Annotated in this window: 19 protein-coding genes and 1 tRNA gene; 6 read left to right on the top strand and 14 right to left on the bottom strand. The window is 72.9% G+C overall.

The features are described from left to right. Positions 1 to 39 precede the first annotated feature (39 nt). The gene (locus MTQ01_RS12510) at positions 40 to 975 is read right to left on the bottom strand and encodes a sigma-70 family RNA polymerase sigma factor (RefSeq protein ID WP_247489660.1); all 936 of its coding nucleotides are present in this window, start codon (positions 973 to 975) and stop codon (positions 40 to 42) included. Between the two features lie 357 nt (positions 976 to 1,332). Here MTQ01_RS12510 and MTQ01_RS12505 point away from each other — a divergent pair, with 357 nt between their 5' ends. Further along, positions 1,333 to 1,749, top strand: coding sequence for an SsgA family sporulation/cell division regulator (locus tag MTQ01_RS12505; RefSeq protein ID WP_247489658.1), 417 nt, complete (start codon positions 1,333 to 1,335; stop codon positions 1,747 to 1,749). Between the two features lie 673 nt (positions 1,750 to 2,422). Here MTQ01_RS12505 and MTQ01_RS12500 read toward each other — a convergent pair. After that, positions 2,423 to 3,196: an aminotransferase class IV gene (locus tag MTQ01_RS12500; RefSeq protein ID WP_247489656.1), complete on the bottom strand. Its 774-nt coding sequence runs from the start codon at positions 3,194 to 3,196 to the stop codon at positions 2,423 to 2,425. Between the two features lie 110 nt (positions 3,197 to 3,306). Between MTQ01_RS12500 and MTQ01_RS12495 the strand changes: the two genes are divergently transcribed. Continuing rightward, a complete protein-coding gene (locus MTQ01_RS12495) occupies positions 3,307 to 3,987 on the top strand; it encodes an alpha/beta hydrolase (RefSeq protein ID WP_247489654.1) in 681 nt (226 codons plus the stop codon). Positions 3,988 to 4,273: 286 nt separating this feature from the next. On the opposite strand, the gene MTQ01_RS12490 is transcribed toward MTQ01_RS12495, so the two are convergent. Next, the gene (locus tag MTQ01_RS12490; protein ID WP_247489652.1) at positions 4,274 to 6,607 is read right to left on the bottom strand and encodes an MMPL family transporter; all 2,334 of its coding nucleotides are present in this window, start codon (positions 6,605 to 6,607) and stop codon (positions 4,274 to 4,276) included. A 434-nt stretch (positions 6,608 to 7,041) separates the two neighbouring features. On the opposite strand from MTQ01_RS12490, the gene MTQ01_RS12485 reads away from it, so the two are divergent. Continuing rightward, positions 7,042 to 10,416, top strand: a complete 3,375-nt coding sequence (locus tag MTQ01_RS12485; protein WP_282613565.1) for a S41 family peptidase — start codon at positions 7,042 to 7,044, stop codon at positions 10,414 to 10,416. A 181-nt stretch (positions 10,417 to 10,597) separates the two neighbouring features. Then, complete coding sequence (locus tag MTQ01_RS12480; RefSeq protein ID WP_247489649.1) at positions 10,598 to 11,203, top strand: hypothetical protein; 606 nt, start codon at positions 10,598 to 10,600, stop codon at positions 11,201 to 11,203. 79 nt (positions 11,204 to 11,282) lie between these two features. Here the strand turns inward: MTQ01_RS12480 and MTQ01_RS12475 are convergent, their stop codons facing one another. From MTQ01_RS12475 to MTQ01_RS12465, 3 genes are read right to left on the bottom strand one after another with little or no spacing between them, the layout of a single operon-like run. Then, positions 11,283 to 12,206, bottom strand: coding sequence for an SDR family oxidoreductase (locus MTQ01_RS12475; RefSeq protein ID WP_247489647.1), 924 nt, complete (start codon positions 12,204 to 12,206; stop codon positions 11,283 to 11,285). Then, entirely contained in the window at positions 12,203 to 13,252 is a 1,050-nt protein-coding gene (locus tag MTQ01_RS12470) for an alpha/beta fold hydrolase (RefSeq protein WP_247489646.1), read from the bottom strand. The genes MTQ01_RS12475 and MTQ01_RS12470 overlap by 4 nt, the downstream gene beginning before the upstream one ends. Next, positions 13,249 to 14,811, bottom strand: coding sequence for an NAD(P)/FAD-dependent oxidoreductase (locus tag MTQ01_RS12465; protein WP_247489644.1), 1,563 nt, complete (start codon positions 14,809 to 14,811; stop codon positions 13,249 to 13,251). The genes MTQ01_RS12470 and MTQ01_RS12465 overlap by 4 nt, the downstream gene beginning before the upstream one ends. Before the next feature lie 160 nt (positions 14,812 to 14,971). Here MTQ01_RS12465 and MTQ01_RS12460 point away from each other — a divergent pair, with 160 nt between their 5' ends. Continuing rightward, complete coding sequence (locus MTQ01_RS12460) at positions 14,972 to 15,829, top strand: MerR family transcriptional regulator (RefSeq protein ID WP_374207720.1); 858 nt, start codon at positions 14,972 to 14,974, stop codon at positions 15,827 to 15,829. A 264-nt stretch (positions 15,830 to 16,093) separates the two neighbouring features. Here the strand turns inward: MTQ01_RS12460 and MTQ01_RS12455 are convergent, their stop codons facing one another. Further along, positions 16,094 to 16,279 carry a hypothetical protein gene (locus tag MTQ01_RS12455; RefSeq protein ID WP_247489642.1) on the bottom strand — a complete coding sequence of 62 codons (186 nt, stop codon included), beginning with the start codon at positions 16,277 to 16,279 and terminating at the stop codon, positions 16,094 to 16,096. A 73-nt stretch (positions 16,280 to 16,352) separates the two neighbouring features. Then, the gene (xth, locus tag MTQ01_RS12450) at positions 16,353 to 17,165 is read right to left on the bottom strand and encodes an exodeoxyribonuclease III (RefSeq protein WP_247489640.1); all 813 of its coding nucleotides are present in this window, start codon (positions 17,163 to 17,165) and stop codon (positions 16,353 to 16,355) included. A gap of 44 nt (positions 17,166 to 17,209) precedes the next feature. Here xth and MTQ01_RS12445 point away from each other — a divergent pair, with 44 nt between their 5' ends. Then, positions 17,210 to 17,695, top strand: coding sequence for a GNAT family N-acetyltransferase (locus tag MTQ01_RS12445; protein ID WP_247489638.1), 486 nt, complete (start codon positions 17,210 to 17,212; stop codon positions 17,693 to 17,695). A gap of 130 nt (positions 17,696 to 17,825) precedes the next feature. On the opposite strand, the gene MTQ01_RS12440 is transcribed toward MTQ01_RS12445, so the two are convergent. From MTQ01_RS12440 to glpR, 6 genes are all read right to left on the bottom strand, one after another. After that, positions 17,826 to 18,437, bottom strand: coding sequence for an ATP/GTP-binding protein (locus MTQ01_RS12440; RefSeq protein WP_247489635.1), 612 nt, complete (start codon positions 18,435 to 18,437; stop codon positions 17,826 to 17,828). After that, on the bottom strand, positions 18,418 to 18,774 hold the full coding sequence (locus tag MTQ01_RS12435; protein WP_211041157.1) for a DUF742 domain-containing protein: 357 nt from the start codon (positions 18,772 to 18,774) through the stop codon (positions 18,418 to 18,420). Before MTQ01_RS12435 ends, MTQ01_RS12440 begins: the two co-directional genes overlap by 20 nt. Then, complete coding sequence (locus MTQ01_RS12430) at positions 18,771 to 19,223, bottom strand: roadblock/LC7 domain-containing protein (protein WP_247489633.1); 453 nt, start codon at positions 19,221 to 19,223, stop codon at positions 18,771 to 18,773. Before MTQ01_RS12430 ends, MTQ01_RS12435 begins: the two co-directional genes overlap by 4 nt. Beyond that, positions 19,220 to 21,817 (bottom strand): ATP-binding protein, encoded by a 2,598-nt coding sequence (locus tag MTQ01_RS25300; RefSeq protein ID WP_374207719.1) that lies wholly within the window; start codon positions 21,815 to 21,817, stop codon positions 19,220 to 19,222. Before MTQ01_RS25300 ends, MTQ01_RS12430 begins: the two co-directional genes overlap by 4 nt. A 558-nt stretch (positions 21,818 to 22,375) precedes the next feature. Further along, positions 22,376 to 22,449 (bottom strand) — tRNA-Ala (locus MTQ01_RS12420). A gap of 74 nt (positions 22,450 to 22,523) precedes the next feature. Then, complete coding sequence (gene glpR / locus MTQ01_RS12415) at positions 22,524 to 23,609, bottom strand: gephyrin-like molybdotransferase receptor GlpR (RefSeq protein WP_247489632.1); 1,086 nt, start codon at positions 23,607 to 23,609, stop codon at positions 22,524 to 22,526. Positions 23,610 to 23,754 lie beyond the last annotated feature (145 nt).

The following is a 23,754-nucleotide window of genomic DNA, read 5'->3' as shown; positions in this document are numbered from 1 at the left end:
GCCGCCCCCGGTGCGCGGCGGCGCGCGGCCCGGGCGGCGTCAGCCGTGGTGCGTTCCGGGGCGTCCGGTGTCGGGGGCGTTCCTCTCGTCGCCCGGCCCGGCGAAGGAGGCGGAGGCGACCAGGGCGACGCCGACGAGTGCGGTGTGCGGGCCGAAGGCGCGGTCGGCGAGCCGCCGCACCAGGCGGAACGGCGTCACACTGCCGCCGTCGGGAGCAGCGGGCTCCGGCACCGCGGCCGTCGACCCCGTACCGGCGAGTGCGGCCAGATGCGGTGCCTGGCCGTGGGCGAAGAGCGTGACGAGCGCGGGCCCGACCAGGGCTGCCAGCCTGCCGTCGAGGGCGACGAGGCGGGCGAGCCGCGACCGGCAGCCGCCGCAGTCCTCGATGTGGTCCCGCAGTTCCCGCGCGGCCTCGACCGTGTCGGTTCCCCTGATGTGGGCGGGCATGTGCGCCCGGTGCCGACCGCAGGCGCCGTCCGGTGCGTCGTCGGGCTGGGCGCGCAGAAAAGCCTGTCGCATGTTCTCCCGCGCCCGGTGCATCAGCACCGCCGCCGCGTTGCGGTGGGTTCCCAGGCGGCTTCCCGCCGCGGCCAGCGGCAGACCTTCGACCTCGATCAGCCACACCGCTTTGACCTGGCGTTCGGGCATCTCCCGCAGCACCTTCGCCAACAGCCCGACCTGGGCGGTGCGGGTTCCCGGGCCGAGCCCGGCCGGCCCCGCGACGGCGGTCAGCGCGAGGCCGGCCACCAGGTTCCGCACACCGGCGGCCAGCTCGGAGGCGATGTCGTCGACGTGCTCGCGGCCGGCCACCACCTTTCGCCAGACGCGGAAGGCGGCGTCGGCGACCAGATCCTCGGCGGACCAGCCGTGTCCGGAGCGCGAGCGGGCGTAGGCCACGAGACGGGGCTCCTCCTCGCGGTAGACGCGGGCGAAGCGCTCGGCGTCCGTGGGCCCCGAGGGCGGAGCGCTGGACACGGGCGGGTTCTCCGGGGTTTCCGGCATCAGAAAAGCACTCTCCGGTGTCGGGAGACTGGCTCGCTGCAGGGGTCTACACGCGTCACCGCCGGGGGTGTGGCGGACGACATCGACGAGCCGGGACACTTCGAGCGTATGTCCTTGATGTCCGCTTTATCCATGGGTTGTGTGATAGCTCACTTGGTTGATTCGCGAACCAAGCGTGAACAATCCGCGTCGCGCGTGTCTGACATGTGCGGGACCGAGCCCGCCGCGGCGTGTCCAGGCGCCGCGACAGCAGCCCGCGAACGCCCGGAAACCGGCCTCCGAACGGGACCGGACGAAGCCCCACGAGGGCAGAGCCAAGGAGCACCACCCATGACCGCACACATCGAAGAACGGCTGGAAGCCCGCATCGTCGCCGCGGCCCACACCCCCTCCGAGGTGACCGTGACCCTGCGCTACGAGCGGACCGACCCCTACGCGGTCAGCGTCCTCTTCCCGCCGCGCAGCACCATGGAGGGCAGCGAGGTCGTCTGGATCTTCTCCCGCGACCTGCTGGAGTCCGGTCTGCGCGCGCCCGAGGGCGAGGGCGACGTACGTCTGTGGCCCAGCGGCAGGGACTGCACCGTCGTCGAGCTGCGCACCCCGGACGCGACCGCGATGGTCGAGTTCGACACCACCGCGCTGCGCCGCTTCCTGTGGCACAGCTACCGGCTCACCCCGCGCGGTGACGAGCACCTCGAACTCGACGTGGACGGCGCCCTGTTCGAGCTCTTCGACGAGGCGCAGTGACCGACGGGCCGCCCGCCGCGGCCCACCACACCCGCCGCGACCACCAACGCGCGACGCTCCGCCGCGCTCGCCGGACCGCCCGTCGCGCCCCGCGGTCGGCGCCCGCACCAACGCCGTACAGCCCCGGACACCGCTGAACGCCACCGAACACCATCGAACGCCACGGCTCGCCACAGCTGAACGCGGCGGGCGGCGCACACCGCGCAATCGCCTCCGGCAACCCGCCGACCGGCGACAACAGCCCAGGTCGGCCCGGTTCCGGGCCCCTCCCGCGCGGTCACCGGCACATGCTCCGCGGGCTTACCCTCTTGATCAACACGCGGGCGCGCGGCCACCGCCGCTGCCACCCGTGCACGGGCGCGGCCTGGGCGGTGAACTCCGCACATCTCCGCCCGCCCGGGTCGGCGCCGGCCACTGACGCCCGCCGACCGGTCGGACGTACCCAACGACGTCGCTCCGCCACCGCGGGGCGGCGCCGCTGCGTGCGCACGCCTCCGCCCGGCCCACGTCTCGTTTACCGCTCCCGGAGCCTGCGTTGAACCTGCTGCGCGTCGCCACCTTCGTCACCGCCATGCTCGTCATGCTCGCCGCCGCGCGCTGCGGCGGGTGACCCGGCGGCGGGCCGGAAACGGCCGACGGCGGCCGGAGCGCGGCGGCGGCACGCACCGCGGGCCTACAGCGGATCACCCTCGATCGCCTCGTACGCCTCACGCAACTCCCGCAACACCGGGTGGAGTTCGGGGAACTCCCGGTCGTCGACACGGCTGATCGGCCGTACCCCGGTGACCGCGTTGGTGGCGAACACCGCGTCGTACTCGACGAGTTGCTCGTCGGCCACCGGGGCGTACCGGTGGCCGGGAAGCTGCGCGAGCAGTGCCCTGGTCACCCCGGGCAGCGAGGCGGCGGACGGCCAGACGACCTCCTGTCCGCGCACCAGACCGACGTTCCAGGTCCCGCCCTCGCTCAGCCGGCCCGCCTCGTCGGTGAACAGCACGTCGTCCCAGCCCGCCCGCCGCGCGGCCCGCCCGTGGCGCAGCGCGCCGAAGAGCCCGACGCTCTTGACCGAGGGGCAGTCGCGGACGAAGGGCACCGTGCGCACCGCCAGCGGCCCGGCCGGCACCGCGGGCGCGGGCCGGGTGGTGACCAGCACCTGCGGCTGCGCCGGGGCGCCCAGCGAGGCGAGCGTGAGCGACGGGTCGAAGACCGTCACCCTGGCGGTCAGCGTGCCGACGGGCGGGACCAGCCGTCGCACCAGCCGCCGTACGCGGTCCGGGTCCAGCTCCGCGTCGAAGAGCGCGGCGCAGTCCCGGTTCAGACGCTCCAGATGGAGCCCGAGCCCCTTCACCCGCCCGTCGGTGATCCGAAGGGTGGTGAAGTGCCCATAGTTGGTCAGCGCCAGCGCCGTGAGCGCGGCGCTGCTGACAGGTTCCCCGTTCAACTCGGCCATGTGCAGCAGGATCTCACCACCTCGCGCCCCGTCCCAGAGGCAGACGCGCAAGCCGGGCCTACCCTCGGTCCGACGACAGCCACCCGCGGCGAGAGGGACCGGAATCGGCGATGGCCACGACCTACGTACTGATCCACGGCGCGGGCGAGTCCGGCTCCTGCTGGCGGGCGGTGGCCGCGGAGCTGAAGCGGTACGGCGACACCGCCGTCGCCCCCGATCTGCCCTGCGACGACGATCTTGCCGGACTGGGCGAGTACGCGGACGCGGTGGTCGACGCCGTCGAATCGGCGGGAGTGCGGGGGCGGGTGGTCGTGGTGGCGCACTCCTTCGGCGGCTTCACCGCACCCCAGGTCGCCGAGCGACTGGAGGCCGAGGAGCTGGTGCTGGTCTCCGCGATGGTGCCGGCACCCATGGAGCCGCCGGGCGACTGGTGGGAGAACACCGGCTTCGAGGACGCCGTGCGTCGCGCCGCCCGCGAGGACGGCGGGCTGACCGGCAACGAGGACCCCTTCGTGTGCTTCTACCACGACGTTCCGCGGCCGATCGCGGAACGAGCGCTGGCCGCCACCCGGCAGCAGTCCGGCGCCCCGGTGGGCCGGCCCTGGCCGCTGCCGCGGTGGCCCGCGGTGCGCACCCGGTACGTGCTGTGCACCGGCGACCGCTTCATGCCGGCGGAGTTCGCCCGCAGGATGGTCGCCGAGCGACTGGGCGTCGTGCCGGAGGAGTTGGAGACCGGCCACATGCCGATGCTGAGCCGGCCCGGCGAGCTGGCCGCACTGCTGCGCGGCTGACCCGCGCCCGCCCTGCCGCTCGCCGCACGCCGTCGCCGCGACAGGGAGCCGAGAGCCGGAACCCCGCGCCGGGAGCCGAGGACGCCGACCGCGGGGCGGCTGGCCCCGAGGTCGGCCCGGCGGGCCGACCTCGGGGGCACAGAGCGGCGGGGCCGGTCCGAGCGCTCCTCGCGCTTCGGACCGGCCCCGCCGGGCTCCGGCGGAGGTGGTGACCTCCGCCGGGCGCCCCTTGCTCCGGTTGGATGCTCCGGGCCGGATGCTCCGGCTCAGTCGGAATCCGGCTCCGTCAGACTCCGGCGCCGGTGGGCACCGCGGCGGTGGAACCGCCGGGGCCGCCCGCCTGCGGGCCGCCGTCGCCGGGGCCGTTGCCGCCGTCGCCGCCGCCGAAGCCGCCCGGGCCGTCGGTCCCGCCGCCGAAACCCTTCCGGCTGTCCAGGAACTGCTGGAGCTTCTCGCCCTCGACATCGACGTTCGGCATGATCCGGTCCAGCCACTTCGGCAGCCACCAGGCCTTGTCACCGAGCAGCGCGAGCACCGCCGGGACGATGGCCATACGGACCACGAACGCGTCGAAGAGGATCGCGATGGCGAGACCGAAGCCCATCATCTTGATCATCGGCTCGCCCGCGCCGATGAAGCCGGCGAAGACGCTGATCATGATGACCGCGGCGGCCGTGACCACACGTCCGCCCAGCTTGAAGCCGGTGACGACGGCCTCGCTCGCCCGCTCGCCGTGGACGTACGCCTCCCTCATCCGCGTGACGAGGAAGACCTCGTAGTCCATCGCGAGACCGAAGATCACACCGATCATGAAGATCGGCATCAGGCTCATGATCGGCCCGGTCTGCTCCACACCGATCAGGCCCGCGAGCCAGCCCCACTGGAAGACCGCGACCACTGCGCCGAGCGCCGCGAGCACCGAGAGCAGGAAGCCGAGCGCGGCCTTCAGCGGCACCAGGATCGAGCGGAAGACCATCATCAGCAGCAGGAAGGCGAGACCCACGACCAGCGTGAGGTAGGGAACCAGCGCGTCGTCCATGACCTTGGAGAAGTCGATGGTGGCCGCGGTCATGCCGCTGACCAGGACGGTCGCGCCGGTCTTCTCCTCCAGCGTCTTGGCCTCGTCGCGCAGCGAGAGGACCAGGTCCTCGGTCTCGGTGCTGCTCGGACGCGAGTCCGGGATCACGGCGATGGTGGCCAGGTCGCCGCCCTTGTTGAGCTCGGGCGGTGCGGCCATCTTGATTCCGTCGACGCCGGAGACGGCCTTGTAGACCTGCTCTGCGGTGGCCTTCGGGTCGTCGCTGCCCTTGACGTCGGCGATGACCGCGAGCGGTCCGTTGAAGCCGGCGCCGAAACCGTCGGCCATCAGGTCGTACGCCTGGCGCTGGGTGGTGGACTCGGGCTGGTTGCCGTCGTCCGGCAGGCCCAGGCTCAGGCTGGAGACCGGCAGCGCGGCGGCGGCGAGCGCCAGCACCGAGGTGACCAGGACGATCACCGGGCGACGCAGCGTGAAGCGGGCCCAGCGGACACCGGCGCCCTGCTTGGCGTTCTCCTCCTCGGCGGAGGGGACCAGGGTCTCGGGGTTGGCCTTGCGGACCTTCTTGCCGAAGATGCGCTTGCCGACGATGCCGAGCGCCGCGGGCACCAGGGTGATGGCGACCAGCACGGCCACGACGACGGCGCCGGCGGCCGCCATGCCCATCTTGGTCAGCAGCGGGATGTTGACCACGGCGAGACCGGCGAGCGCGATCACGACGGTGAGGCCGGCGAAGACGACCGCGGAACCCGCGGTTCCGACCGCACGGCCGGCCGCCTCCTCGCGGCTGTGCCCCTCGATCAGCTCCGCGCGGTAGCGGGAGGCGATGAACAGGGCGTAGTCGATACCGACCGCGAGGCCGATCATCATCGCGAGCGTGGCGGTGGTGGTGGAGAGGCCGAGCGCCGGGCCGAGCGCCCCGATCGCCATGATGCTGGTGATCACACCGATCAGCGCGGTGATCAGAGGCAGACCGGCGGCGACGAGCGAACCGAAGGTCAGAACGAGGACGATCGCGGCGACACCGATACCGATGATCTCGCCGTTGCCCATGTCCGGCTCCACCATGGTGGCGTCGCCGTTCATCTCGACCTTGAGGCCGGCGTCACGGCCGTCCTCGACCGCCGCCTTCAGCTTCTCGCGGTCGCTCTCCTCGATGCTCATGGCATCGGTGGTGTAGTTGACCTTCGCGTACGCGATGGTCTGGTCCTGGCTGATCGTCCCCTCGACCTGGAAGGGGCTGACGGCCATGGCGATCTGGCCGCCCTTGAGCTGCCCGACGACCTTCTCGATCGTGGCGCGGTGCTCGCTGTCGGTCAGCTTCTCGCCGTCGGGCGACTTGAAAACGACGGTGGCGCTGGCGTTCTGCGCGCTGGACTTCTCGCCGTTCGCCTCGGCCCGCTCGTCCATCAGGTCGAAGGCCTGCTGAGACTCCGTACCGGGCAGTGCGAAGTCGTCGTCGACGGTGCTGGACACCGTCGATGCGCCCGCGCCGGCACCTATCAGCAGCACCACCCACAGCAGGGCGACGATGCGGCGTCGCCGAAAGGCGAGTCTGCCGAGTTTGTACAGAAACGTTGCCACGAATCTCTCCGGTTCGAGATGCTTGGTGCGGGCACGGACGGGCCATCGGTCGGTAGCTCTGCTGGGCGGTCGAGCTGAATCTGACAGCTCATGACAGAAGACGCCGCCGAGGCCCTTCCCGGTGCTCCGGTCAGCCGATTGAGGCGCACATCACACAGAACCGGTGGAACCCGCCCCCGCGTTCGTCACTCACCCTCACAGGTCACCCCCGTGACCGGGCGGTTGACCCCCCGGTCAACGCCCGTGTACGAGCGTACCGGCGAACGGGTGAGGCGGCACCGCGGTATCGACGTCCCTGAAGCAGCCCCCGGCGCCCCGACCACCGACCCCCGTGTGCCGCCGCCGAAGCGCCGACGGCCGCCGAAGCCCGTGTGCCGCCGGCCCCGCCGCCGCGCCCCGGGCACGACTTGCCGCCCCCGCGCACCGGCCGAACCATGGGTGGGGTGAGCGACGGCGCGTACCTCCGGTTTCCGCACCTCAACGGCGATCAGCTCTGCTTCGTGGCAGAGGACGACCTCTGGGTCGCACGGATCCCCGAGCCGGGCGGCGGGCCCGCACGGGCCTGGCGGCTGACCGCCGACCGCACCCGGCTCGGACCTCCCCGCTACTCCCCCGACGGGACCCAGATCGCGTACACGACCTGGCGCAGCCTCGATCCGGAGATCCATCTCACACCGGCCGACGGCGGCCCCGCGCGCAGGCTGACCCACTGGGGCGCCACCGACACCCGGGTGTGCGGCTGGACGCCCGAGGGCGACATCCTCGCCGTCGCCTCCCACGGCCAGCCGTTCTCCTACTTCTCGTGGGCCTACCGGCTGCCGCTGGACGGGAGCACCGGCAGCCGGCTGCCCTGGGGCCCGTGCGCGGGCATCGCGGTGAGCGATCTGGCGGGCGTGCGCCGAACGCTGCTGCTCACCGGTACGCCGCCGCACGAGCCGGCCGCCTGGAAGCGGTACCGCGGCGGCGCCACCGGGCGCCTGTGGCTGCACGGCGAGCGGATGCTTCCGCACCTGGCCGGGCACCTGGACTGCCCGATGATCGTGCCGAGCGCGGTCTGCGGCGCCGACGCCGAGGGCCGCGTCGCCTTCCTCTCCGACCACGAGGGCATCGGCAACCTCTACTCCTGCCGCCCGGACAGCACCGACCTCCGCCGGCACACCGACCACGCCGACTTCTACGCCCGGCACGCCGCCACCGACGGCAGACGGGTCATCTACCAGTGCGGCGGCGACATCTGGCTGGCGGAGGACCTGGCCGCCGGCTCCGTGCCGCGTCGGCTCGACATCCGCCTCGCCGGACCGCGTTCGGGGCGGCGGACCCACCAGGTGCCCGCGGCAAGCAATCTGGACTCGCTCGCCGTCGACGCCACCGGCCGCGCCAGCGCGGTGTGCGTGCGCGGCAGCCTGTACTGGCTCACCCACCGGGACGGCCCGGCGCGCACCATCACCGAGGAACCGGGCGTACGGGTGCGCCTTCCGGAGATGCTGGGCGGCACCGGGGAGGTCGCCTACATCACCGACGCCGACGGCGAGGACGGCATCGAGATCGCCCAACTCCCGCGCGCCAGCGGCGAGCAGCGACGCCGCAGGCTCGCCACCGGGCAGCTCGGCCGGGTGCACGAGCTGGTCGCCTCGCCGGACGGCCGCACGCTCGCGGTGGCCTCGCACGACGGGCGGCTACTCCTGGTGCCCACCGGTTCCGACGACGGTCCGGGCGACCCCGAGGCCGACGACCGGGAGGCGGCCGACGGTGCGGACGGCCCCGACGACACCGAGGACACCGAGGACACCGAGGTCACCGAGCTGATCCGCTCCATCAACGGGCCGGTCCGCGATCTCGCCTTCTCCCCCGACTCCGCGTGGCTGGCCTGGGCGCACCCCGGCATCGGCCGCTCGCTGCGCCAGGTGAAGATCGCGCGGCTGAGCGATGTGACGATCCTGGACGTCACGGGCGGCCGGTTCGAGGACGAGCAGCCGGTGTTCACCAGGGACGGGCGCTACCTCGCCTTCCTCTCCTGGCGCGGCTTCGACCCGGTGTACGACGTGCACACCGGCGACCTCTCCTTCCCGCTGGGCTGCCGCCCGTACCTGGTGCCGCTCAACTCGGCGACCCACTCGCCGTTCGCCCTGACCCCGGAGGGCCGGCCGGCGGGCGGCGGTCTGGACCCGGCCGACGGCGGGGGCGGCGAGGGCATGGTGTCGGTCGAGGCCGAGGGGCTGGCGAGCCGGGTGACGCCGTTCCCGGTGACCGCGTCCAAGTACTCGGCGCTGTGCCCGGTCGCCGGCGGCGGGCTGATCTGGCTGCGCTACCCGATCTCCGGTGCCCTCGGCGAGACCTTCGCCAACCCGGCCGACACCTCCGGCCGCCCCACCCTCGAACACTTCGACCTGGTGAAGGCCAAGCGCACCGAACTCACCGGTGACGTCGACTGGTTCGCGATCAGCGGCAACGGCAGACGGCTGGTCGTCAACGACGACGGCGATCTGCGCGCCGCACCCGCCAACGACTCCCCGGACGCCGACTCCGTCGTCCACATCGACCTGCGCCGGGTGCTGCACGTCGCCGATCCCGGCGCGGAGTGGCGGCAGGCGTACGAGGAGGCCGGCCGCATCACACGGGCGTACTTCTGGGAGCCGGGCATGTGCGGCATCGACTGGGACGCCGTGCTCGCCCAGTACCGCCCGCTGGTCGACCGCGTCGCCTCGCCCGACGAGTTCGCCGACCTGCTGCGCGAGGTGCTCGGCGAACTCGGCACCTCGCACGCCTACGTCGCCCCCTCCCGCCGCAACGAGGGCCCGCCGCACTACCAGCGGCCCATCGGGATGCTCGGGGTGAACTTCGCCCGCACCAGGGACGGCGGTTGGCAGATCGCCCGCATCCTGCCCGGCGACTCCTCGGACTCCAGGGCGCGTTCGCCGCTGGCCGGCTCCGGGGTGCGGGAGGGCGTGGTGCTCACCCACGTGGACGGGCGGCCGGTCGACCCGGTGGCGGGGCCGTACCCGCTGCTGGACGGCGCGGGCGGCACGACCGTGGAGCTGACCGTGCGCTCCCCGCAGGGCGGGCCGCCGCGCCGGGTGGCGATCGTGCCGCTGGTCGACGACCGTCCGCTGCGCTACCAGGACTGGGTGGCCGGACGGCGGCAGGTGGTGCGGGAGATGAGCGGCGGACGCTGCGGCTATCTGCACATCCCGGACATGGGCGGTTCCGGCTGGGCCCAGTTCAACCGCGATCTGCGCATGGAGGTCTCGCGCCCCGCGCTGATCGTGGACGTGCGCGGCAACGCCGGGGGAAACATCAGCGAGTTGGTGATCGAGAAGCTGACCAGGACCATCCTGGGCTGGGACGTGACCCGCAACGCCCAGCCGGTCTCGTACGCGGGCAACGCCCCGCGCGGGCCGATCGTCGCGCTCGCCGACGAGGCGACCTCCTCGGACGGCGACATGATCACCGCCGCGTTCCGACTGCTGGGCCTGGGTCCGGTGGTGGGGATGCGCACCTGGGGCGGCGTCGTCGGAATGACCGGCCGCCACCGGCTGGGCGACGGCACGGTGATCACCGTGCCGATGAACGCAGCCTGGTTCGACGCGTACGGCTGGGACGTGGAGAACCACGGCGTCGAACCGGACATCGAGGCGCTGCGCAGCCCGCTGGACTGGGCCGAGGGCCGTTACGCGGTGTTGACGACCGCGGTGCGCACGGCACTTGAGCTGCTGGACCGCCACCCCGCGCTCGCCCCGCCGAGCGACGTCGGAGTCCCCGACCGACGGCGGCCGCCGCTGCCGCCGCGCGGGCGGGGCGAATACCGGTAGCCGGGACCGGCCGCGCAACGGCCTCGGGGTGTACGGGAGTTGGGGAGCGGGGCGGCGCGGAGGGCGGCGGGGCCCGGGAGTTCTGATCATCCCTGTCCGGAAATGCAATGAATTGTGAAGCATGTCACGCTGGTCACTGCCCCCACCACCCACATCCGCTTGGAGTGACCAGACCATGGGCATGGCAGACCAGTTCAAGGACAAGGCGAAGGAAGCCGCGGAGCGCGCCAAGGACGCGATGCAGCAGGGCCAGGGCGAGGAGAAGCACTCCGAGCAGTCCCAGCGGTCCGAGCAGTCCGAGCGCTCCCCGCACTCCGAGCGGTCCGGCCGGCCGGAGCGCTCGGAGCGGTCGGGCCGGCACGAGCAGGACCGCGGAACCCGGGAGGGCGGGACCCGGGAGGGCGCTGCGCAGGACGGCTTCGCACGGGACGCCGACCGGCAGCGCGGGACACAGGAGTACGACACCGGCACTCGCCGCGCGAGCGAGGGCGGAATGTCGCGCGAGGCCCGGCCCGGCGACTCGCGCGACACCATGCGCGAGCGCCCGCGCGGGGACGACCCCGGCCGCGCACCGCAGCACGACCGCGACACCACCGAACGGACCGGGATGCGCGAGGAGCGGACCGGCATGCGCGAGGAGGATGCCGGGTCCGGCGACCGGACCGTCGGGCCGCGGCAGACGGACCGGGTCCACTACGTCGACCGGTCGCAGCCGCGCGAGGAGAAGGGCCAGGGCTACCAGCAGGACAGCCTGGACGACGTCGGCGACGACTGGGACAAGCGCTGACCCCTGCGCCCGCCCCGGAGCAGAGAGCAGGAGGGGACGCACCCGCGCCGGGTGCGTCCCCTCCTGGGTGCCGCTCGGGTCAACCGCGGTCGCCGGAAACGCCGTTGACCGCGCCGCGGTCCGCACGGGCCTTCTCGTCGGCCGCGCCGCCCGCGCCGACCAGCCCGGTGGGCAGCCGACCGCGCGCCGCGGCGAGCCGGGGCTCGAACTTGGCGAGCTGCCGGCGAGCGCCGAGCGCGACCACGGAGGGCAGATACCCGCGGGTGCCCTGCAACCCGCGCAGCCACCACTGCCCGTACACATGCGCCGAGCGGCGCTCGACACCGGCGACGAGCCGGTCGACGGCGGGGCCCAGCTCGTACGTCTTGTTCATCGGCCAGGGCAGCTCCTGCCGTACGTCGCGCAGGAGTTCGTCCGCGTCCGCGCCGCGCACCATGTCGGTGTCGGTCCAGCTGAGGTAGCCGACGCCGACCCGTACGCCCTGGTGGCCGACCTCGCCGCGCAGGCTGTGGGCGAACGCCTCCACACCCGATTTGGAGGCGCAGTACGCCGTCATCATCGGTGCCGGTGTGATCGCGGCGAGCGAGGCGATCTGGAGGAAGTAGCCCCGCGACTCGGTGAGCAGCGGCAGGAACGCCCGGCCGGTGACGGCGCCGCCGATGAGGTTGACCTCGATGACTCGGCGCCAGGTGACGGGGTCGCTGTCCACGAACGGGCCGCCGCCCGCCACACCGGCGTTGGCGACCACCACGTCCACCCGGCCGAAGTGCTCGCGGACCTCGTGCGCCACCAGGGCCATCGCCTCGTGGTCGGTGACGTCGGCGTGCCAGTGTCGCGAGTCGGTGTCCAACGAGTCGCTGACGCGGGCGAGTTCGTCCGGCTCCAGGCCGACGAGCGCGATCCGCGCACCGCGGGCGGCGAGTTTGCGGGCGAGCAGCGCGCCGACGCCGCGCGCCGCACCGGTGACGACGGCGACCTGGCCCCGAAGCGGATGACGACTCACGCGGCCTCCTCGGAGACGGACGAACCGCCGGCGGACGCACCGCCGGCCGGCTCGGTGGCGGACGGCTCGGTGGCGGAAGTGGCGGAGGTGGCGGAAGTGGTGGAGGTGTCGGCGGGGGACGCGGGGGTGGCCAGGTGCGCGGCGGCCAGCCTCCGCAGTACGCCGGCGACGGCTTCCGGCGCCTCCATCGGGGTCATGTGGCCGAGCCCGCTGAGCTTGTGCAGCTCGGTGAGGTGCGGCAGGTTCTCGGCCAGGTGCACGGCGTGCGCGAAGGGCGTCAGCCGGTCGTGCGTACCGTGCACCACCGCGGTCGGCACATCGAGGTCGCGCAGCTTGGCGTGCAGGTCCAGGCCGCTCAGCACCCGACCCCACGCGGCGCGGGGGCGGCGGGGCGCGCTGTGCACGATGCGCACGGCCGCGTCCCTGGCCTCGGGGCCCACTCCGGCGCCCATGGTCACATAGCGGATGAGCGCCTTGGACAGCGGTGTGATCGGCCCGAACGGCGCTGCCGCCCCCAGCGTGGCCCGATGGGCCAGCTCCCGGGCCCTGGCGCCGGGCATCGGAATGACGGTGGAGGTGCCGGGAAGCGACCGCGCGCCGGTGCTGCACAGCATCAACGCCGCGGCGTGCTCCCGCAGTTGGGCGCGTCCGGCCGCGGCCATGATGGTCATGCCGCCCATCGAGTGGCCGCCGACGACGGCCTGCTCGCCGGGTTCGAGGGTGGCGTCGAGCACGGCGCACAGGTCGTCGGCGAGGGTCGCCGGGCTGTAACCGGTGGGCCTGCCCTCCAGGCCCGCGGTGGTCAGCCCGTGTCCGCGCTGGTCGTAGACCACGACGCGGTGCCCCTCGGCGACGAGGCTGCGGACGATCGGCGCCCAGAACGCGGTGGAGCAGGTCCAGCCGTGCGCCAGCACGACCGCCGGTCCGCCTTCGGGGCCGTGCACCTGCACGTAGAGCTCGACGCCGTCGGCCGAGGCGACCGCCTGCTCGCGGACCGGCGCGGGCGGCGCGAACGGGCCCTGGGTCACGTGGTGGGGACGGGTCACGCGGATGCCTCCTGCTTGTCGTTCCTGTTGCCGCGCCGGCTCCTGCCGCCGCCCGGGGTGTCCCCCGAGCCGTCGGCGGTCGGCCGCAGCACTTCGTACTCCTCCAGGCGCACCTCGCGGGTGAGCCTGCGGAACTCGCCGGTGGTTCCGGGCCAGACGGTGGTGTTGCGCCCGTTGGCGTCCAGGTACCAGCTGTCGCAGCCGCCGGTGGTCCAGACGGTGCGCTCCATCCGCTTCTGGACGAAGTCGTTCCATTCCCTGACCGCGGAGGGGCGGGCGTCGAGGGCCACCCGGCCGCCGAGACTATCCTGGTGCCGCAGGTGGTCCACCAGGTAGTTCAGCTGCGATTCGATCATCAGGATCATCGAGCTGTTGCCCAGGCCGGTGTTGGGCCCGATGACGGTCAGGAAGTTGGGGAAGCCGGAGACGGTCGAGCCGCGCAGCGACTCCATGCCGTCCTTCCAGACGTCGGCGAGCAGCCGCCCGCCCGCGCCCTTGACCCGCTGGGCGATCGGCATGTCGGTGACGTGGAAGCCGGTGCCGAAGATGATCGCGTCGACCTCCACCTCGGTGCCGTCCGCGCCGACCAGGGTGTTGCCCCTGACCTCGCGCAGACCGGAGGCGACGAGGTCGACGTTCTCGCGGGCGAGCGCCGGATAGTAGGCGTTGGAGAGCAGGATGCGCTTGCAGCCGATGCGGTAGTCCGGAGTGAGCTTGCGCCGCAGCTCCTTGTCCTTGATCGCCCTGCGCATGTGCGAGGAGGCGAGGTTCTCCACCAGCCCGAGCATCCCCGGACGCTTGGTGAAGGCGCTGACCTGCAACTCCCGTACGCCCCACAGGATTTGGCGGCGCAGCGAGCCGGTCAGCGGCACCCGGTCGTGCAGCCAGTGCTCGGCCCTGCTGATCCGGCGGTCCACTCGGGGCATCACCCAGGCGGGAGTGCGCTGGAAGACGGTCAGCCGCTCCACCTCGGGCTGGATCGAGGGGACGATCTGGATCGAGGACGCGCCCGTGCCGATCATGGCGACGCGCTTGCCGCGCAGGTCGTAGTCGTGGTCCCACTGCGCGGAGTGGAAGACCTTGCCGGTGAAGCCGTCGAGGCCGGGGATGTCCGGCACCTTCGGGTCGGAGAGCGGGCCGCCCGCGGAGACGACGGTCTCGGCGGTGTACGAGCCCCGGCTGGTCTCGATCGTCCAGCGCAGCTCCTGCTCGTCCCAGGTGATCTGCTCGACGTCCGTGCCCAGCCGCAGGTGCGGCCGGAGCCCGAAGGTGTCCGCGACCCGCTCCAGGTACGCCCGGATGTGGGCCTGGCCGGAGAAGCTGCGCGGCCACTCGGGGTTGGGCGCGAAGGAGAAGGAGTACAGGTGCGAGGGCACGTCGCAGGCGCAGCCCGGATAGGTGTTGTCGTGCCAGGTGCCGCCGACCGCGTCCCTGCGCTCCAGCACCACGAAGTCCGTGACACCCGCGCGGCGCAGACGCACCGCGGCGCCCAGGCCGCCGAAGCCCGATCCGATCACCGCCACCCGTACGTGCTCGCGCTCGTTCCCACGTCCGGTCATGCGCTGCCTCCCGACTGTTCGCCTCCGACCATGCCAGTAATCACTGGCATGGTCCGCAGAGTAGGCCAGCTCACATACCGAGCGGTAGGGGGAGAGCGGGAAAAGTTACCGGCGGTTGTACCCCGCGTTTCGGGCTCCCCCTCCGGCATAGGCTTACGGCGTGGGCAAGTTCGAGGAACACCAGCGCCAGACCGACCGGCCACCGGCCGGTCCGGCCGACGCGTCCGCGTCCGGCACCGGGACCGGCACGGGCGCCGGGACCGCGGAACCGCAGGGCCGCGAGTACCGTGCCACCGAGCTGGCCGAGGCCGCCGGCATCACCCCGCGCACCCTGCGCTTCTACCGCGAACGCCGGCTCCTCCCGCCGCCCCGCAGGGAAGGCCGCATCGCCTGGTACGACGAGCGCCACCTCGCCCGGCTGCACACCATCGCCGGCCTGCTCGCCCGCGGCCACACCCTCGGCGGGATCGCCGAGCTGATCGTCGCCTTCGAGAAGGGCCGGGACTCCGACAGCGCCGCCGAACTCCTCGGCGTCTCCCGCGCCCTCGCCCCGCGATTCTCCGAGGAGACGACGGTGCGGCTGACCCCGGAGCAGCTGGCCGCGCTCTTCCCCGAGGAGGACACCCCGGAGAACCTCTCCACCGCCATCGAACTCGGCTACCTCTCGATCGAGGGCGACGAGATCACCCACATCAGCCAACGGCTGCTGGACGCCTCGACGATGCTGGTCGACAGAGGCGTACCGCTCTCCGCGGTGCTGGAGGCCGGGCGGAGGATGCGGCGCCATGTCGAGGCGATCAGCGCCGACTTCGCCGGGCTGATCAAGGAGCATCTGCTGACCGAGGGCAGGTTCGAGGACATCTCGGACGCGATCGAGGCGCTCCGCCCGTCGGCGAAACAGGTCGTGGAGGCAGAACTGTCGATGGCGATGGACCGCCAACTGCGCCGCGAGATCGAGGAGTTCTTCAATCTCCCGGAGGAGCGGCGCGGCCCGTCCGAGGGCGACGCCCGGGACTGACACGAGGGGCCGGGCGCCGGCTCTGCACGGCGGCCGGCCCGTCCCGCCGGCGCGCGCAGGCAGCGGGGCAGCGGGACGCGGTGCGCACGCCGAGCGGGGCGGTGCGGCGGGATGCGGCGGGATGCGGCGGGATGCGGCGGGATGCGGCGGGATGCGGCGGGATGCGGCGGGATGCGGCGGGGCGGGAACGCGTCGACGCCCGGCCGGTGACCGTTCGGTCGCGGCCGGGCGTCGTACGGCGCTCGGGACGGTGAGCCGCCCGGATCAGCGGGCGGTCGTGTCGTCCTCCCGGAGCTCGTCCGCGGCGCCCGCCGCGAGGTCGGGCGCGGAGGTGCCGCCGCTCTCCCCGCGGGCGTCCGCCTCGGCGGGCGGCTGGACTGTCGGAGTGGCCAGGGACGCGACCACACCGACGGCGAACGAGGCGATGGCGAGCATGCTGCGCTTCTTCATACCAACGCAACGACCGTCCCCACCCCTCGGTTACGCCGACAAGCGCACCAGCCGGTGATCCGACGCGTCCGACTCAGAGCCCGTAGACGACCGAGACGGGGGCGTGGTCGCTCCAGCGTTCCGGGTGGCTCGGGGCGCGTTCGACCTCCGCCTTCAACGCCCGTGCCGCCAGTCCCGGCGTCGCCAGGTGGTAGTCGATCCGCCAGCCGGTGTCGTTGTCGAAAGCGCGGCCGCGGTAGGACCACCAGCTGTAGGGGCCCTCCTGGTCCGGGTGGAGCGCGCGCACCACGTCGACATAGCCGCCGTCCGCCGGGTCGAGCACCCGGCCGAGCCAGGCGCGTTCCTCGGGGAGGAAGCCGGAGTTCTTGCGGTTGTTGCGCCAGTTCTTCAGATCGGCCTCGCGGTGCGCGATGTTCCAGTCGCCGCAGACCAGCACCTCGCGACCGTCGGCCGCGGCACGGGCGCGCAACTCCTTGAGATACGGCAGGAAGGACGCCATGAAGCGCTCCTTCTGCTCCTGGCGCTCGGTTCCGACCTGCCCGGCGGGCAGATAGAGGCTCGCGACGGTCACACCCGGCAGGTCGATCTCCAGATAGCGTCCGGAGTCGGCGAACTCGGCCACCCCGAAGCCCGTGCGCACCGCGTCCGGCTCCCTGCGGGTGAGCATCGCCACACCCGCCCGGCCCTTCGCCCCCTCGGCCCGCGCCGGCTCGTACACGGCGTGCCAGCCCTCGGGGTGCCGCGATTCGGCGGTCAACTGCTCGGGCTCGGCGCGCACTTCCTGCATACAGACGACGTCGGCGTCGGTCGCGGCGAGCCAGGGCAGATAGCCCTTCCTGGCCGCCGCCCGCAGCCCGTTCACGTTCACGGAGGTCACCTTCAGCATCCCCGCACCCTACCGAGCCCCGCGGTGCTGCCTACGATGCCGGAATGGAGATCCTGACCGTGCGCTACGACCACCCCGACGTGCAGAAGCTGGTCGCCGAGGTGCAGCAGGAGTACGTGCGCCGCTACCAGAGCGGGGGCGACGTCACCCCGCTCGATCCCGAGATGTTCCAACCGCCGCGCGGTCTGTTCCTGCTCGCCCTCGACGACGGGCTGCCGGTCGCCACCGGCGCCTGGCGCAGCTGCGAGAGCACCGACGAGGAGGAGTACGAGGACGGCGACGCGGAGATCAAGCGGATGTACGTCATACCCGCCGCCCGCGGGCGAGGGCTCGCCCGCCGCATCCTGGCGATGCTGGAGGACGACGCCCGCGCCGCCGGTCGGCGCCGGATGGTGCTGGAGACCGGCACCGCGCAGCCCGAGGCGATCGAGCTCTACCGCTCCAGCGCGTACACCCCGGCACCACGGAAGTTCGGGGTGTACCGGTTCGAGGAGGACAGCCGCTGCTACGTCAAGGACCTGCGCGCCTGACCGGCCGTACGCCGCGCGCCGCCCCGCCGTACGGCGTCCCGCGGCCCGGCGGCCCCGCGACGCCCGGCAGCCCCGCGGCCCCGGCACGCGCACGCCCCGCCGCCGCCGTCGGGGCGGGGCCGGTCACGCGTCACGGGCGCGGGGCGTGCCCGGTGGAGAGCGTGTACAGATGCTGGACGAGCGTGAGCAACACATGCTTGCTGGACTCGCGTTGACGCACGTCGCAGTCGATCAGCGGCACGTGCGGAGGGAGGTCGAGCGCGTCGCGTATCTGCTCCAGGCTGTGCTCGGGGCCGCCGAAGTCGTTGCGCGCCACGATGAACGGGGTGCCGTGCTGCTCCAGGCGGTCGATCGCGTACCAGGAGTCGGCCAGCCTGCGGGTGTCGACCAGCACGACCGCGCCGAGCGTGCCCGCGAAGAGCCGGTCCCAAAGGAACCAGAAGCGCTCCTGTCCGGGGGCGCCGAAGAGATAGAGGACCGTCTCCGCGTTGAGGCTGATCCGGCCGAAGTCGAAGGCGACCGTGGTGGCGGTCTTGCTGCGGACCGCGGAGTTGTCGTCCACGTCCTGGCCGGCCTGGGTCATCGTCTCTTCGGTGCTGAGCGGCCGGATCTCGCTCACCGAACGCACCATCGTCGTCTTGCCGACGCCGAAGCCGCCCACCACGACGATCTTCAGCGCGCTGGTGGTGGTGCTGAGCAGCGGAGTGCGGTCCGCCGCGCTGTCAGAGATTGCGGAGTCCAACGAGTACCTGCTCAAGTACGAGGGGATCGGGGAGACTTGACGCCGTGGGGAGCGGCTGTGGATGGCGTGCGGTGACCCTACCCGCAGCCAGCAGGTCGGACAGCAGGATCTTGACGATGCTGACCGGCAGCCGCAGCTCGGCGGCGATCTCGACCACCGCCGTGGGCCTGCGGCACATCGCCAGGATCGCCCGGTGCTCGGATTGCATGCCCGGCGCCGGATCGAACTCGCTGACCACCAGCGTCACCAGGTCGAACGCCGTGGAGTTCGCCCGGCTCCGTCCTCCGGTGACCGTGTAGAGCCGGTCGGGACTGTCGTCCCTGCCGGGCCTGCTCATACCGCACCGCCGCCGGAGTTCCGGGGCGGTGTGCTGAGGTAGTCGCCGAGCTGCTCGACGAGTTCGTTCATGTTGTGGCCGACGAGCCCGACGTCCGCCGAGTCGTCGGCGACGATGGCCAGATGGGCGCCCTGCCCGGCCTCCACGATGAACAGGATGCCGCCGTAGAACTCGGTCATCGCCTGCCGTACGCCGCCCGTACCGTCGCCGAACTCCAGCGAGGCGCCCTGGGACAGGCTCTGGATTCCGGCGGCGATGGCGGCCAGTTGGTCGGCCTGGTCCACCGTCAGCTCAGGGGTGTGGCACAGCTTCAGGCCGTCTCTGGACAGGACCAGGGCGTGCCGGGCACCGGCGGTGCGCTGGAGCAGCCGCTCCAGCAGCCAGCCCAGGTCCGCGGTGTCGGTGTGCTGCGGGCCGGTCGCGGGCGAGCCCTGGAAGGGGGCGGTCATCGGACGTCATCCTCCGGTTGCGAGTACGAGGTTGGAGGGGCGGGGGGCTGTGGTGCCGCGCTGTTCGGTGCGGCGGGGGGATCGTACGGTGGTGCGTCCGGCGCCGCTTCGGCACCTGCGGCGGGCCGCCCCTCGGCCCCGGCGGGCCGCGTTTGCTCGGCCGACGCCTCGCCGACCGACTCCTCGCCGACCGAACGCTCGCCACCGCGCACCGCCTTGCGGAACGCGCCGAACCGCGCCGCCGACTCCGCCGCCGTACGACGGGGCCCGGGCTGCGGTGCGGGAGGCGGGGTGGCGGGACGAGCAGCGGAGAGAGCCTGGCCGCGACGGCGCTTGGGCAGCCCGCTCGGGCCGTACTCCGGCTCCGCGGCGAACTCCCCCGCCGGCGCCCAACCGCCGTACGGGACCGCCGACTGCGCAGAGGCGGAGCCGAGGGCCCGATCGGAGGGAGGGTCGAAGGACCGCGTGGCGGAGTCGAACTCGCCGCTCCCGGCAGCGGGTTGACCGGTCGCCGTACTGCCGCCCTGCGGGGGCACGGACCGGTCCGAGGGGTCCCGGGACGGCGGGTCCTGCGCGGAAGCGGGGGCGCCGGCCGCCCAGACGTCGTCCCTGCGCGGCTCGACGCCGCCGAAGGTCTGCCGCCGGATGCGCTCCGCCTCCTCGCGGAACCAGTGCGGCGAGTACGGCTCGGCGCCGCTGCTCCCGGCAGGGCCTGCCTCGCCCGTACCGCCCGTACCCCCCGTACCGCTCGCGGCGGCCGGGGGCGGGCCGGTTGCGCCCGTGCCCGGGGGCTCGTACAGCGGGCCGGAGGACGGCGGCCCGCCGGTGCCCGGCAGCTCGTCCGGCGACGAGCCGGCGGCCAGCCCGTCGTGGTCCTGGTACAGCGGATCGTGCGCACGCGCGTGCTCGTCGTCCGGCTCCGCGGGACCCGCGGGTTCGACCGGTGCGCCGCCGGCCGGTGCGCCGTCGGCCGGTGCGCCGCCGGCCGGGCGGGGGCGGCGAAGCGTGCTGACGCGCTTCGGGAGGACGAGCGGGAAGTCCTCGCTCGGCGCCCCGTCAGATGTCTCGTCCGGAACTCCGCCCGGGGCCCGGTCCGTTGCTTCGTCCGGCTCCGCAGAACCGGGAGCGGCGGACTCGTCGACCGGGCCGGGAGCGCCCGGGACCGCGGTCCCGTCCCCGGGCACCGAACCGGCGCGGCGGCCCGGCAGCGGTCCGAACAGCGGGTCCTCGTCGGCCTGTTGACCCGAGCCGGCCCCCGGCGCCGTGACCGACCCCGGCCCCGTCGCGGGAGCGGCGCCCGGCACCGCCTCCTGCTCGCCCGACGTCTGCTGCCGACCCACCGGTTGGACCCCGTCGGGGCCCAACGGCGTGCCGTCCGAGGGACGTTCGGCGTCCGGCGCGGTCACGTCCCGCGGCCCGGCCCACCGGGCGGAGCCACCCACCGGCTCCGCGCCCCGGCCGACCGGTACGTAGCGCGCACCGCTCTGGCTGCCATGCTCCTGCGCCCGGTGGATGACCAGTTGCGGGATCCGCACGATCACCCCGGTGCCGCCGCGCGCCGAGGGGCGGAAGGAGACGGCCAGCCCGTGCTTGCGTGCCAGACAGCCGACCACCGGGAGGCCCAGCCGGGTGCCCGAGAGCGTCGTCAGGTCCAACGACTCGCCGGACACGGCCCGTTCGGCACGCCTGAGCGCGAAGTCGCCCATCACCAGGCCGCTGTCCTCGATGGTGACGACCAGCCCGGCCGGCACCTCCTCGACGTACACATGCACTTCGGCGGTGGGCGGCGAGAAGTTCGCGGCGTTGTCCAGGAGTTCCGCGAGCGCGTGCATGACGCCCTCGGCCGCGTGGCCGGCGATCGCCACGTCCACCGTGGTGTGCAGCCGCACCCTCTGGTAGCCCGCGATGCGTCCCATCGCGCCCCGGAGGATGGACTCCATCACGATCGGCTTTGCCCAACGCCGCCCGGAACGCGCCCCGGTGAGCACCGCGATGCTGTCCGCGAGCCGACCGGCCTGCGCGGTGCGGTGGTCCAGATGGAGCAGGTCGGCGAGCACGTCCTCGTCCGCGTGCTGGTGCTCCATCTCCCGGAGGTCGGCCAGCATGCTGGTGGAGAGCGCCTGCATACGACTCGCGGCGTCGGCGCACGCCGTCAGCGCCGCCGCCTTGCCGGCCTCGCTGCGCCCCAACTCCTGCGCCACCGTGCGCAGTACCTGCTGGTGCGAGGCGCTGGACGGCTGGGGCAGGGCCTTCAGCGCGCTGTCCGGTGCGGAACCGGACCGCAGCCGGTCGAGCAGAGCGGGAAGCGTCTGCTCCGCGAAGCTCCGGGAACCCGCCTCGTTCTCCGCGAGTCGGGCCAGCAGCGCCCGCTGCCTCGCACGCTGAACGGCCACCACCACGGCGGCGGTGCACAGCAGCAGGGCCGAGAGCCCGGTGGCGAAGGCCACCTGCGTCCGGTAGTCGGCCGGCGCGCACCATGTCGTGACAGCCGCACCGGCGCCGGTCAGCAGTGCGGTGACCAACATCGGGACGAGTGCTGACCGCAGCGGCGAACGCTCCGTCCGTTGGCGCGCGTTGGTTATCTGCGCTGTCATCTGTGGGGTCCTTGGACGGATCGGCAGGAGCCTCCGAGGACGGCACTCCTGATCAATTCGATAACACTATAGGTGAACCTCTGGTCACTATAGAGCGATACTCGGCGTCCACACCCGTACTCCACCGGCCCCCGAATCGGCAGAGAACGCACAGAAACGGCGAACTTCCCCCACCCCAGCGCCCCTGCCTTCCGCCGACATTCACCATCCCTTCATCCACCACGCGCTCCTCCCCCGCACAGCGCGCCGCGGCGAAACCGCACCTCACTCCCCGTACCGGACACCCGAACCCCGCGTGCCCACCCACGCCTCGCCGACCCTGCCGCGGCGCCGCCCCCGCACCGCACAGCGGAGTTCGCCCCACACCCCCAACCTCCGGGTGAAACCCGCCACATGACAGTGGTCACCGATACGCCGCCCGACGCACCCGCCCCGCTCCGCGCGTCCGAGCCCACCGGGGACGGAGGCACGGAACGACGAAGGTCCCGCAGATCGAAATGATCTGCGGGACCTTCGTCAAACCGTTCACACCTGGAATCGTGAACGACACATGCTCTGTGGACCTGAGGGGATTTGAACCCCTGACCCCCTCGTTGCGAACGAGATGCGCTACCAGGCTGCGCTACAGGCCCTCGGAACGGTTGAAACATTAGCACCAACCCCGCGGTGGAGCGAAATCCGTTCCCGCCCGCTCAGCCGTCGCGCTTCACTCGCCGGAGGCGCGGGGGCGGTCGACGTCGGCGTCCTGGTCGAAGAGCGGGGTACGGCGCTGCGCCCGCGGGGCGGCCGGTGCCTGCGCGGGGCCCGCGGTGGTGGAGCGGGCGGAGCTCCAGGCGTCGGCCGCGTCGAAGTCGACCCGCTCGGCGCTGCGCGGCGCGACGGGCGCGTTGACGTAGGTCGGCAGCGGCACCGGGACCGGGTCCCAGCTGCCGGCGGCCGGTACGTCGCGGCGACGTGCGCGCTGCTGGTCCACCCACTCGGCGTGGTCGGTCTGCTCGACGATCGCCTGCCCGTCCTCGCTCAGCGCCGGACCGGCGTCCGACTCGGCGTTCCGGGCCTCCTGGGCGAGGCGCCGTTTCTCCTGAAGCCGACGCGCGGCGGCCTCCGCGCGCTGCCGGTCGAGCCGCACGGCGAACCGCCGGCGCTCCTGGGCCCGCAGATAGCCGATGTACGCACTGAGCAGCAGGGCCGGAATCGCGGGAGCCCACAGCAGGCCGAGCCCGCCGACGGCCGCGAGCACGCTGGCCGCGGTGAACCACAGGAAGAGGAGCATCGTCGTCCGACGGCGGCGAGCCAGGACACGGGCACGTTTGGTCCGCGCGTCACCGGCTCCGACCTTGGCGACTGCGCGCTCGACCTTCGCCACAACCGGTTTCCGCGTCTCCGGCTCCTCGAACTCCGCCGGGAGCTCGGACTGTTCGGGACGGCCGCGAGAGTCGCCCGCCTCGTCGTGGGGTTCGTCCGAAGATGTCGGGACGGGCCCGATCTCGGTCACGGGGTCGGCGAAGGACCGGAGGTCGGCCGCCTCGTAGGAGGTGTCCCCCTCGGGGCTGCCCGACTCGTCCGGTCGCGCGCTGTCGTCATCGTCTTCCGGGGACTCCGGCGCCTTGGCCCGGGTCCTGGTGTAGCGCCGCTCCATCGCGGCCCGGCCGGAAAGCAGCCGGATCGCGGTACTGAAGCGTTCCGTCGGACGGGCGTCGTTGAGCTCGTCCTGACGTCGAAGCCACATCGGTACCAGATAGGCGGCCCAGGCCCCGACGATGACTGCGTAGATGAGGCCGCTGTTGCTCACAGGTCACACGGTAGAGGGGTTTTGGTATCAGGTTCAGCCGATTGACGCGGCGTGTCGCGTCAGCTCGCTGATAAACCGAGAATTTTCTGTGATGAAGAGTCGCCAAGTACGCACAAATTGCGGCACCCTGTGACCGTTTTCCGAC

Source organism: Streptomyces sp. XM4193, assembly GCF_023072595.1.
Lineage (GTDB): Bacteria > Actinomycetota > Actinomycetes > Streptomycetales > Streptomycetaceae > Streptomyces.
Note: the sequence above shows the minus strand (reverse complement) of the source record. Positions and strands in the feature narration are given on the sequence as shown.